Source organism: Aurantimonas marina (assembly GCF_017183135.1).
In the GTDB taxonomy this organism is placed as follows: domain Bacteria; phylum Pseudomonadota; class Alphaproteobacteria; order Rhizobiales; family Rhizobiaceae; genus Aurantimonas; species Aurantimonas marina.
In genome coordinates this window covers 52,652-64,215 of sequence record NZ_JADDXW010000018.1, presented here as the reverse complement: position 1 = coordinate 64,215, position 11,564 = coordinate 52,652, and the positions used below count along the sequence as shown (strand labels likewise).

Below are 11,564 nucleotides of genomic sequence, written 5' to 3'. Positions count from 1 at the left end.
ACCTTCATGTATATGTGGGCGGGCTCGCACCACCTGCACTACACTGCCCTGCCCCACTGGGTTCAGACGCTCGGGATGACCTTCTCGGTCATGCTGCTTGTGCCGTCCTGGGCCTCGGCCGGAAACGCGCTGCTGACCTTGAACGGGGCGTGGCACAAGGTACGCGACGACGCCACCTTGCGCTTCATGATGGTCGCGGCCGTGTTCTATGGACTGTCGACCTTCGAGGGCTCGTTCATGGCGATCCGCCCCGTCAATTCGCTATCCCACTACACGGACTGGACGGTCGGCCACGTCCATGCCGGAGCCCTCGGCTGGGTCGCGATGATCACTTTCGGCTCGATCTACAGCGTCGTTCCGTGGCTATGGAAGCGCGAGCGCATGTATTCGGCGGCACTGGTGGAATGGCACTTCTGGCTCGCCCTCACCGGTACCATCGTCTACGTCTTCGCGATGTGGAACTCGGGCATCATCCAGGGGCTGATGTGGCGCACCTACACCGAGGAAGGCACGCTTGCCTATTCGTTCCTCGACTCCCTTCTTGCCATGTACCCCTATTACATAGCGCGGACCTTCGGCGGTCTCTTGTTCCTGATCGGCGCGATCGTCGGCTCCTACAATATTTGGATGACGATCCGCCACGCGCCGCAGGCCGTCGCAGCCGAAGCCAAGGATGCGCCCGCCACCGGCCCCGCGTCCTCGGGTGCCTTTCAACCGGCGGAGTGATCGGACATGGCTGAATTCTTCCACCGCAAGCTCGAGCGGACCGCCATCGGTTTCGTCGTCGCGATCATCGTCGTCGCCAGCATCGGCGGCTTCATCGAGATCGCCCCGCTCTTCACCATCGACGAGACCGTCGAGGAGGCGCCCGACATGCGGCTCTACACGCCGCTGGAGCTGGCCGGGCGCAACATCTACATCCGTGAAGGCTGCTATGCGTGCCACTCGCAGATGATCCGCACACTGCGCGACGATGTGGAACGCTACGGCCCCTACTCGCTGGCCGTCGAATCGCAATATGACCACCCGATGCTCTGGGGCTCGAAGCGGACCGGTCCGGATCTGGCACGGATCGGCGGTAAATATTCCGACTTCTGGCACGTGGCGCATCTCACCAACCCGCGCGATGTCGTGCCCCAGTCCAACATGCCGGCCTATCGATGGCTGATGCGCACGCGGCTGGAACTGGATGATTTGCCGCTGCATCTGAAGGCGCAGCAGCGGGTCGGCGTGCCCTACACCGACGAAATGGTGAAGAACGCCGCATTGGACGCAGTCGGTCAGGCGTCTCCGGACGGCCGTTATGCCGCCGGCGTGAGCGAACGCTACGGCGAGGCGACCACGGTCAGCGCCTTCGACGGTGTCACGACGGAACTCACCGAGATGGACGCCCTCGTCGCCTATCTTCAGGTGCTCGGCCGGCTCACCAATGCCGCCCACGAGCAAACAGCGTCCGCGAGCGAGTAGGGCGCATGGATTTCGATCACGACACCGTCGTCGCCTTCTCCAAGAGCTGGGGTCTGTTCTACCTGATCGCACTGTCGGTCGGCGTCCTGGTCTACGTCTTTTGGCCGTCCAACAAGAAGCGGTTCGACAAGGCCAAGAAGGACATCCTCGATAAGGACGATACGCCATGGACATAGGCGAATACGATCCGGCAACCGGGCGCGAGACCACCGGGCACGAGTGGAACGGCATCAAGGAACTGAATACGCCGGTGCCGCGGGCGGTCCTGATCTTCCTTGCCGCCACCGCCACTTTCGCGGTGCTGTGGTGGTTCTTGATGCCCGCCTGGCCACTCGGCTCGACCTACACTAAGGGCTTGCTGGGAATCGACCAGCGCACAATCGTTGCGGATCAGTTGCAAGAGGCCAAGGTCGAGCGGGCGGCGTGGGTGACAAAAATCGAATCATCGACCTATGACGAGATTCAGGCCGATCCGAAGCTGATGCGGATCGTTCAGGAAACCGGCCCCCGGCTATACGGCGACAACTGCGCCGCCTGCCACGGCGTCGACGCCAAGGGCGCCGCCAACTATCCAGACCTCACCGATGGGGACTGGCTCTGGGGCGGCGAGCCCGAGACGATCGCCGAAACCATGCGCGTTGGCATCAACTCGCCCCATGACGAAGGCCGGATCGCCCAGATGCCGGCGTTCGGACGCGATCAGATGCTGGACCGCTCGCAGATCAGCGATGTCGCAACCTATGTTCTATCGCTGAGCGATGCCGCGGCCTCTCGCAACGCCGAAAAAGTCGCGGCCGGGCGGGAGATCTTCCTGGCCAACTGCGCCGCCTGCCATGGCGATGACGCCAAGGGATCGCAGGATCTCGGAGCACCCAATCTGAGCGACCGGTATTGGCTCTATGGCGGCGACCTTCAGACGATCATCACTACGATCCACGGCGGACGGCAGGGCCACATGCCGACCTGGGAGAACCGTTTGACCCCCGCTGACATCAAGATCCTCGCGCTGTATGTCCACTCCCTCGGCGGCGAGGCACCTTGAAGCGAAAGGAAAGCTGATGATGACGCGCGCTCGCAAAGCGAAATGGCTGATCGGGCTGGTCGTTTCTGCGGGCGTCTTGCTGCTGGTGGGAGCCAACGCGCATCTTGTCTACGTGGCATTTGAATCGCAGCCGAAATGCGTCGCGCATCTGAAGGAGAACGGTTCGGATTCGGGACGCTACCGCGCCGCGAATTCCGCCTGCTGAACGGGATGTTGACCGACGAGACGAACGGAACATGACGACGATGAACGCAGCGAGAACGACCAGCGGCATAGCCGAAACGAAAAGTGCTAAATGGGGGCGCCATCTTCCCGCATCGACCGCTGTCGACTGGCTGCGTGCGGGCTGGCGCGATCTCATCGCGCAGCCGGGGCTGAGCCTCACCTACGGCGTCGCCGTCCTTGCCGTCTCGCTTGTAATCGTCTGGGGGATGTTTCTCGTCGGGTGGGACGTCGTGCTCTTCCCGGCCCTCGCCGGCTTCATGATCGTCGGCCCGCTACTGGCGGTCGGTCTCTATGAGAAGAGCCGGCTCATCGAGAAAAACCAAACCGCGACGATGCGGCAGATGCTGTTCGTCAAGGCCAGATCAGGGGGACAGATCCTCTTCGTTGGCGTGCTCTTGTGCCTGTTGATGCTGGTGTGGATGCGGGCCGCAGTGATCATCTACGCGCTGTTCTTCGGCTATCGACCCTTCCCCGGTTTCGAGAACATCGCCGCCGTGCTGTTCACTACCTGGACCGGATGGGTGATGCTGCTTGCCGGCATCATCGTCGGCGGTCTCTTCGCCGCCTTCTCCTTCGCGATCAGCGCATTCTCGGTCCCGATGCTGCTGGACGAGAAGAGCGACGCCTTTACCGCAATGGGAACCAGCATGGCACTCGTCTGGAACAATCTGCCGGTGATGCTCGCCTGGGGTGCGATCGTCGTCGCCCTGTTTCTGTTATCCGCCGTGACCGGCCTGCTTGCGCTGATCGTCGTGTTTCCGCTTCTCGGACACGCCACCTGGCAGGCCTACAAGGCAGTCCGATAAGGAGCTGGCGCACGGGTTCCGTGACCTGATCGCCGAGGCGGTAGCCGCTGGCATCCCGGTTCTCACCGGCATCAACGGACTCAACCGCCCTGCCCTCGAGGCCTTTACCGACGGCATGGCCGAGGTCCTGCCCACCGACCTCTCGGTCCTGCTGGCTTGGGTGCGCTCTGGCCGAGGCCGGGGCCGAGATCCACGTGCGCAAGGTCGCGATGAAACTGGGCAAGCCGCTGACGATCGGCAAGTATCGGCCAGGCTCTCGTGCTCGGGGCGGGCGGGCAACCCGGTCGCGGCCGTCATCAGCTAGCTTATCTTTGGCCGAGCTATCTTCGCAGGAGAGCGGTGCGGAGCATCGCCCCCGCCGCCTGATGGCGCGCTTGTCCAAGGGCCTCAGCCACCGACCCGGGCGCCGTGAGTTCCGCCCCGTGCGCTGGGCGGGCACGGGCCTTGATGCCTGCCGGTTCTCGAGCACGGTCCGGCGGAGTTCTCGGCTCGCCTGGCCGAACTGGCGCGCGCCTCCCTCCGACAACTCGGCGCAACGTCTCCGGCCGGCCGCTTGTCAGGCGGCGGCCAGCGTGATGCCGGTCACCTCCGCGTCAGCCACCAGGGCCGCAGTAAAATCACGCGCGGCCTTCGCCCAGGCGACTTTTTCGAGAACGTCGCGGATGTGCGGCGCCACGGCCTCGAACGGCAGAACCGAACCTTCGGCGCGCGCATCCAGCCGGATGATGTGCAGCCCGTAACGCGATGCCACCGGTTCGGGCGCGATTGCGCCTTCGTCGAGCGCGTCGAGCATCGCTTCGAACTCGGGCACGGTGTCGCCGCTGATCAGCTGTCCCAGTCTTCCGCCCGCATCGCGCGAGGAACAGGCGCTGTGCTGGCGGGCGAGGCGATCGAACGCGCGCGGATCCTGTCGCACCTCGATCAGCACGGCAGCCGCCTCGTCTCGCGCCTTGGTCAAGGCCGCCGGGTCGCCTGGCCTGACCGGGAACAAAATATGCGCCGCCTCATAAAGCGTCGGTGCGCGCCAGCGCTCCGGAGACGCATCATAGGCCGCACGCAAATCCGCTTCGGTCGGCGCGATCGGATCGACCGCCGCGTCCAGCACCTGTCGGATCAGTGCCTCCTCATCGGTCTCCACCCGGCCCTCGGCCACCTCTTGCGGATCGGGGACAAGCCCCCGCCTCCGCGCCTCCTGCAGCAACAGCACGCGGATTGCCAAGGCACGCGCAGCCGCGGTCCAGGCCTGTCCGGGCTTCGACTTGGGCGTCGGGTGATTCTGCGCCTCGGCCGCGATCACCTTGGTCGCGATCGTCTCGCCGTTTACAACCACTTCGGAAAAGAGGGATGTCATGATGTTCGCTCCGCAGGCTGATGGAGGGCTCGCTTTTTGGTTCGCACGATCTGATAGCCGGGCCGCCATAGATAGCGGACCGGGACCGACAGCATGTGCACGAGCCGCGTGAACGGAAACAGGATGAAGATGGTCAAACCCAACAGGATATGCAGTTGGTAGATCCAGTGCACATCGGCGACGATGCGCCAGGCATCCTTGCGAAAGGTGAAGATTGCCCGCGCCCAATCCATGAATTTCACCATCTCGCCGCCATCCAGGTGCTGGATCGAGACCAGAATGGTGCCCATGCCCACGATCAGCTGTGCAAACAGCAACACCAGGATGCCCGTGTCGGCGAATGACGAACTGGCCCGCACCCGCGCATCGAATAGCCGCCGATTCAACAGCATTGCCCCGCCGACGATGGCCATCGCGCCGGCGATGCCACCCACGACGATCGCCATCAACTGCTTGAAACCGTAGCTGATATGCAGCGCGTGGAAGAATTCAACGGGCGTCAGCATGCCGATCAGGTGGCCGAAGAAAACGATCAGGATACCGACATGGAACAGGATCGATCCCCAGATCAACTGCTTGCGACGCAACAGCTGGCTAGAGGAGGACTTCCAGGTGAAGGGGTCCCGCTCGTAGCGAACGATTGAACCAACCACCAACACGGTCAGCGCGAGATACGGAAGAACTCCGAAGATGAAATAGGTCATGACGATGGTCCTTTCGGGTCACGCGTTGGCAGGACGCAGCGGTGCGTCCATCCGGGCGAGGATATCGCGGCTGATTGGGCAGCCCGCGTTGGGATCGGGTGCGAAGGTGACCTGCGCTTCTTCCCAGACCGCGTCGAGCGCCGCCAGATCCTCCGGGTCGTCGTCCTTTTGCGACAACAGCGCCGCCGCGACACCGGTGTCGGTCCCTGCCCGGCCCAGCTCGGCCAGCGCGACCACTATCGCGGCATAGGGCGTCTCGCGTCGGGTCAGGCGTTCGGCGAGGGCCGCAAGGATCGGACCGGCGTCGGCCAGAATTTCGCGCGCCTCCGCCAGGAGCCGGGTCGAGAGGAATTCCAGCAGCACCGGCAGATGATCCGGCAGCTCCGGTCCGACCAAGTCGAAGCCCCCTGCCCGGTAGGTTTCCAAAAGATCCACCATCGCACCGCCGCGATCGCGGCTTTCGCCGTGGACATGCTCGAACAGGTTGAGCGAAAGGGTACGCGAGCGGTCGAACAGCAGGACATAGGCCTCCTGCAATTCGATGATGTCGCCCTCGTCGAGACGCTGCAGCAGGGGCTGAAGGGCCTCGATGCGAGGCGGCGGTAGCACCGCCTCCTCGTTCAGGACGGCGCGGATGTCCGGGATCGCCGCCTGCAGCTCGGTCGAAGGATAGGTCAGCAGCGCGGAAAGCGCTTTGAACGTGCGGGTCATGACCAGCCCTCCGCGGGGGTTATGTGTTTGCGCCCACCGAACAGATTGCCTTTCGACACGCCCGAGGAGCAGCCGTTGCCGTCGGTAAAGCCGCAGCCGCCACGCAAATCATAGGCATCCTCGACCACCTCGCGGTGGGTGGTGGGGATGACGAAGCGATCCTCGTAATTGGCGATCGCCATGATCTGATACATCTCGTCGATCTGATGCGGGGTCAGCCCGACGCGCTTGGCGACGCCGAGGTTGATGACGCCGTCGACCGTCTTCGAGCGCATGTAGGACCGCATTGCGAGCATGCGTTCCAGTGCCGAAATGACCGGTGTCTCGTCGCCCGCCGTCAGCATGTTGGCGAGGTATTTCACCGGGATACGCAGCGACTTCACGTCGGGCATATCACCGTCCGCGGCGATCTGGCCGGCCTCGGCGGCGTTCTGGATAGGGCTGAGCGGCGGGATATACCAGACCATCGGCAAGGTCCGGTATTCGGGGTGCAGTGGAAAGGCGATCTTCCACTCCATCGCCATCTTCCAGATCGGCGATTTGCGGGCCGCCACGATCCAGTCCTCGGGGACGCCCTCAGCCCTTGCCGCGGCAATCACCTCGGGGTCGTTCGGGTCCAGGAACACGCCGAGCTGGGCGTCGTAAAGATCCTGGTCGCTCTCGATCGAGGCCGCCTCGGCGATCTTGTCTGCGTCATAGAGCATCACGCCGATGTAGCGAATGCGCCCCACGCAGGTTTCCGAGCAGACCGTCGGCTGACCGGATTCCAGACGCGGATAGCACAGCGTGCATTTCTCCGATTTACCCGTCGACCAGTTGTAGTAGATCTTCTTGTAAGGACAGGCGGACACGCACATCCGCCAACCGCGGCACTTCTCCTGGTCGATCAGCACCACGCCGTCTTCCTCGCGCTTGTAGATCGCGCCCGAGGGACAGGCCGAGGCACAGGCCGGGTTGAGGCAATGCTCACACAGCCGCGGCAGATACATCATGAAGGTGTTTTCGTACTGTCCGTAGATTTCCTTCTGGATGCCCTCGAAGTTGTAATCCTTCGATCGCTTGGCGAACTCGCCGCCGAGAATTTCCTCCCAGTTCGGACCCCACTCGATCTTCTCCATCCGCTCGCCGGTCAGCTTCGAGCGAGGTTGCGCGGTCGGGAACGCCGACATCTCGGGCGCCGACTTCAAATGGTCGTAGTCGAAATCGAAGGGCTCGTAGTAATCGTCGATCTCGGGCAGGTCGGGATTGGCAAAAATATTGGCGAGGATGCGCCACTTGGCGCCCTGCTTGGGCCGCAGCTTGCCTCCCTTGGTGCGTTCCCAGCCGCCGTTCCAGCGTTTCTGGTTCTCCCAATCCTTCGGATAACCGATGCCGGGCTTGGTCTCGACATTGTTGAACCAGGCATATTCGACACCGTCGCGGCTGGTCCAGACGTTCTTGCAAGTGACCGAGCAAGTGTGACAGCCGATGCATTTATCGAGATTCAGCACCATGCCGATTTGCGCGCGAACTTTCATTCCGCTGCCTCCGCTGACGCGACCGGCGTATCCAGCCAGTCGACCTTTTCCATCTTGCGCACGATCACGAACTCGTCCCGGTTTGACCCGACGGTGCCGTAGTAGTTGAAGCCGTAGCTCAACTGGGCATAGCCGCCGATCATGTGCGTCGGCTTCAGAACCGTCCGCGTGACCGAGTTATGGATACCGCCGCGCTTGCCGGTGATCTGGCTGCCGGGCGTATTCACGATCTTTTCCTGCGCGTGGTACATGAATAGCGTACCTTCCTTGATGCGCTGCGAAACCACCGCCCGCGCCGTCAGCACGCCGTTCGCGTTGAAGACCTCGACCCAGTCATTGTCGACCAGCCCTGCCTTCGCCGCGTCCACCTCCGATACCCACACTACCGGACCGCCGCGGTTCAGCGTCAGCATCAAGAGATTGTCGGTGTAGGTCGAATGGATGCCCCATTTCTGGTGTGGGGTGATGAAGTTCAAAACGACATGCTTGTCGTTGCCCGCTTGCCCTATGGCCGGTGCGATGGTCTTCAGATCCATCGGCGGCCGCCACGTCACAAAGGCTTCGCCGAAGGCGCGCATCCACTCGTGGTCCTGGTAAAGCTGCTGACGGCCCGACAACGTGCGCCACGGAATCAATTCGTGCACGTTGGTGTAGCCGGCGTTGTAGCAGACCTCCTCGCTTTCGATCCCGGACCATGTGGGCGAGGAGATGATCTTTCGCGGCTGCGCCGCGATATCGCGAAAGCGGATTTTCTCGTCCTGCTTGGGTGCGGCCAGATGCGCGTGTTCGCGCCCGGTGACCTTTTCCAGAGATTCCCAGGCCTTAACCGCCACCTCGCCATTGGTTTCGGGGGCCAGCATCAGGATCACCTCGCAGGCGTCGATCGCCGTGTCGATCCTTGCCATGCCTTTGGTCGCACCCTCCTCGGTGACGCGACCATTCAGGTCGGCCAGATGATGCACCTCGGCCTTGGTGTCCCAGGCGATCCCCTTGCCGCCATTGCCAACCTTTTCCATCAACGGTCCAACCGCTGTGAAACGCTTGTAGAGGTTGGGATAGTCCCGTTCGATCGCGATGTAGTTCGGCGCGGTCTTGCCAGGGATCAGCTCGCATTCGCCGGCCTTCCAGTCGGCCACGACCGATTGGGCCAGCTCGCCGGGGCTGTCGTGCTGCATCGGCAACGCGACCACGTCGGTTTCCACTCCCAACACCTCGGGCGCGACTTCGGAGAACTTCCTGGCCAAGGCCTTGAAGATCTCCCAGTCCGATTTCGATTCGTAAGCCGGGTCCACGGCCGCCTGCAGCGGGTGAATGAACGGGTGCATGTCGGAGGTGTTGAGGTCGTCCTTCTCGTACCAACTGGCCGTCGGCAGGACGATGTCGGAATAGACGCATGTCGTCGACATGCGGAAATCCAGCGTCACCAGAAGATCGAGTTTTCCCTCCGGGGCCTGATCGTGCCACTTGGCCTCGATCGGCTTGACCCTGCCTTCCTCGCCCAGATCCTTGCCGAGGACGCCGTGATCGGTGCCCAGAAGATGGCGCAGAAAATATTCATGTCCCTTGCCCGACGATCCCAAAAGGTTCGAGCGCCAGACGAAGAGATTCCGCGGCCAGTTTTCCGGTGCGTCCGGATCTTCGCAGGACATTTCCAGCGCGCCCGACTTCAAGCCTTCGGCCACATATTCCGGCGCCGTCTTGCCCGATGCCTTGGCGGCGCGGCCAACCTCCAGCGGGTTGGTCTTCAGTTGCGGTGCCGAGGGCAGCCAGCCCATGCGTTCGGCCTGGATGTTGTAGTCGATCAGGCTGCGCTCGGCCCAATTGCCCGCCGGTGCGGTCGGCGACAGAATTTCGCCCGCCGTGACGGTTTCGTAGCGCCACTGGTCGGTGTGCGCGTACCAGGCGGAGGTCGAGTTCATGTGCCGGGGCGGGCGTGCCCAGTCCAGCGCGAAGGCCAGCGCCGTCCAACCTGTCTGCGGGCGGAGCTTTTCCTGGCCCACATAGTGCGACCAGCCGCCACCCGACTGACCGACGCAACCACACATCACCAACATGTTGATGATGCCGCGATAGGCCATGTCCATATGGTACCAGTGGTTCAGGCCAGCGCCCAGAATGACCATCGACTTGCCGCTGGTCTTTTCGGCATTGGTAGCGAATTCACGCGCGACGGCGACGATCCGGTCGCGCTTGACCCCGGTGATCTTCTCGGCCCAGGCCGGCGTAAACGGCACATCGGCGTCGAAAGAAGTGGCGACATGTTTGCCGCCGAGCCCACGGTCGAGGCTGTAATTGGCGCAGAAGAGATCGAACACCGTCGTCACCAGCGCATCGCCATCCTTAAGCTTCAGGCGGCGCACGGGGATATTGCGGGTCAGTACTTCCGGGTGATCGCATTTGGTGAAATGCTCGGTCGCCTCGCCGCCGAAATAGGGAAAATCGACACCGACCACATCGTCGCGATCCTCCTCGAGGACCAACGTCGTCTTCAGGTCGACCGCCTTTCCGCCGGCGTTCTCCTCAAGGTTCCAATGCCCGCTTTGCCCCCAACGGAAGCCGATCGAGCCGTTGGGGACGACGACATCGCCGGTGTTGCTGTCGATCCCGACCGTCTTCCAGTCGGGATTGTTGGATTCTCCCAAGGCATCGGTGAAATCGGCGGCGCGCAGCATGCGGCCCGGAACGTAGTGCCCGTCCTTTTCGTCCAGTCGCACCAGCAGCGGGAAATCGGAATATTTGCGGGTGTAATCCTCGAAATACGGCACCTGCCGGTCGAGGTGATATTCACGCAGGATGACGTGGCCAAACGCCATCGCCAGCGCGGCGTCGGTGCCCGCCTGCGGGTTGAGCCAGATGTCGCCAAACTTGGCGGCCTCGCTGTAATCCGGGCTGACCACGGCGGATTTGGTGCCCCGATAGCGCGCCTCGGTATAAAAATGCGCGTCCGGCGTGCGGGTCTGCGGCACGTTCGATCCCCAAAGGATCAGGAAGCCGGAATTGTACCAGTCGGCGCTTTCCGGCACGTCGGTCTGTTCGCCCCAGGTCTGGGGGCTGGCGGGCGGCAGGTCGCAATACCAGTCGTAGAACGACATGCAGGTGCCGCCCATCAGGCTGAGGTAGCGCGAGCCCGCCGCGTAGCTGACCATCGACATCGCGGGGATCGGCGAGAAACCGAAGACGCGGTCGGGTCCGTAGGTCTTGGTGGTGTAGGCATTGGCCGCCGCGACGATCTCGGTGACCTCGTCCCAGCTGGCGCGGACGAACCCGCCCTTGCCGCGGGTCTTGGTGTAGCTGCCCCGCTTGGCCGGGTCGGTCTGGATCGCCTTCCACGCCTCGATCGGGCTCATCGTCGTGCGCAACTCACGCCACAACCGCATCAGCCGACCCCGCACCAGCGGCGTCTTTACCCGGTTGGCCGAGTAAAGATACCAGCTGTAGCTGGCCCCCCGCGCGCAGCCGCGCGGCTCGTGATTGGGCATGTCGGGCCGCGTCCGCGGATAGTCGGTCTGCTGGGTCTCCCACGTCACGATCCCGGACTTGACGTAGATCTTCCAGCTGCACGAGCCGGTGCAGTTCACACCGTGGGTCGAGCGCACGATCTTGTCGTGCCGCCAGCGGTTTCGATAGACGTCTTCCCAGTCACGGCTTTCCACCGTGGTCTGGCCGTGACCATCCGCGAAGGTGTCCTGGCGGGTGGATCTCAGGAAATTCAGTCGGTCGAGAAGATGGCTCATCTCGCGC

Annotated in this window: 12 protein-coding genes; 7 read left to right on the top strand and 5 right to left on the bottom strand. The window is 63.0% G+C overall.

Annotated elements, in window-relative coordinates; genetic code table 11:
- From ING15_RS16950 to ING15_RS16920, 7 genes are all read left to right on the top strand, one after another.
- The coding region (locus ING15_RS16950) for a cbb3-type cytochrome c oxidase subunit I (RefSeq protein WP_206456017.1) at nucleotides 1–726 on the top strand (726 nt) is incomplete at its 5' end.
- 6 nt (nucleotides 727–732) lie between these two features.
- Nucleotides 733–1,467 carry a cytochrome-c oxidase, cbb3-type subunit II gene (gene ccoO / locus ING15_RS16945; protein WP_206456016.1) on the top strand — a complete coding sequence of 245 codons (735 nt, stop codon included), beginning with the start codon at nucleotides 733–735 and terminating at the stop codon, nucleotides 1,465–1,467.
- A gap of 5 nt (nucleotides 1,468–1,472) precedes the next feature.
- Nucleotides 1,473–1,643, top strand: coding sequence for a cbb3-type cytochrome c oxidase subunit 3 (locus ING15_RS16940; RefSeq protein WP_206456015.1), 171 nt, complete (start codon nucleotides 1,473–1,475; stop codon nucleotides 1,641–1,643).
- Nucleotides 1,634–2,509: a cytochrome-c oxidase, cbb3-type subunit III gene (gene ccoP, locus ING15_RS16935; RefSeq protein ID WP_206456014.1), complete on the top strand. Its 876-nt coding sequence runs from the start codon at nucleotides 1,634–1,636 to the stop codon at nucleotides 2,507–2,509. The genes ING15_RS16940 and ccoP overlap by 10 nt, the downstream gene beginning before the upstream one ends.
- A gap of 16 nt (nucleotides 2,510–2,525) precedes the next feature.
- Nucleotides 2,526–2,714, top strand: coding sequence for a hypothetical protein (locus tag ING15_RS16930; protein ID WP_408628704.1), 189 nt, complete (start codon nucleotides 2,526–2,528; stop codon nucleotides 2,712–2,714).
- A 40-nt stretch (nucleotides 2,715–2,754) separates the two neighbouring features.
- The gene (locus ING15_RS16925; RefSeq protein WP_206456013.1) at nucleotides 2,755–3,540 is read left to right on the top strand and encodes a DUF2189 domain-containing protein; all 786 of its coding nucleotides are present in this window, start codon (nucleotides 2,755–2,757) and stop codon (nucleotides 3,538–3,540) included.
- Between the two features lie 4 nt (nucleotides 3,541–3,544).
- Nucleotides 3,545–3,844: a DUF2478 domain-containing protein gene (locus ING15_RS16920; protein WP_206456027.1), complete on the top strand. Its 300-nt coding sequence runs from the start codon at nucleotides 3,545–3,547 to the stop codon at nucleotides 3,842–3,844.
- Nucleotides 3,845–4,096: 252 nt separating this feature from the next.
- On the opposite strand, the gene ING15_RS16915 is transcribed toward ING15_RS16920, so the two are convergent.
- From ING15_RS16915 to ING15_RS16895, 5 genes are read right to left on the bottom strand one after another with little or no spacing between them, the layout of a single operon-like run.
- The gene (locus tag ING15_RS16915; protein ID WP_206456012.1) at nucleotides 4,097–4,837 is read right to left on the bottom strand and encodes a peptidylprolyl isomerase; all 741 of its coding nucleotides are present in this window, start codon (nucleotides 4,835–4,837) and stop codon (nucleotides 4,097–4,099) included.
- A 50-nt stretch (nucleotides 4,838–4,887) separates the two neighbouring features.
- Entirely contained in the window at nucleotides 4,888–5,595 is a 708-nt protein-coding gene (gene narI / locus ING15_RS16910; RefSeq protein WP_206456011.1) for a respiratory nitrate reductase subunit gamma, read from the bottom strand.
- 18 nt (nucleotides 5,596–5,613) lie between these two features.
- Entirely contained in the window at nucleotides 5,614–6,306 is a 693-nt protein-coding gene (gene narJ / locus ING15_RS16905; RefSeq protein WP_206456010.1) for a nitrate reductase molybdenum cofactor assembly chaperone, read from the bottom strand.
- Complete coding sequence (gene narH, locus ING15_RS16900) at nucleotides 6,303–7,823, bottom strand: nitrate reductase subunit beta (RefSeq protein ID WP_206456009.1); 1,521 nt, start codon at nucleotides 7,821–7,823, stop codon at nucleotides 6,303–6,305. The genes narJ and narH overlap by 4 nt, the downstream gene beginning before the upstream one ends.
- On the bottom strand, nucleotides 7,820–11,557 hold the full coding sequence (locus ING15_RS16895; protein ID WP_206456008.1) for a nitrate reductase subunit alpha: 3,738 nt from the start codon (nucleotides 11,555–11,557) through the stop codon (nucleotides 7,820–7,822). Before ING15_RS16895 ends, narH begins: the two co-directional genes overlap by 4 nt.
- Nucleotides 11,558–11,564 lie beyond the last annotated feature (7 nt).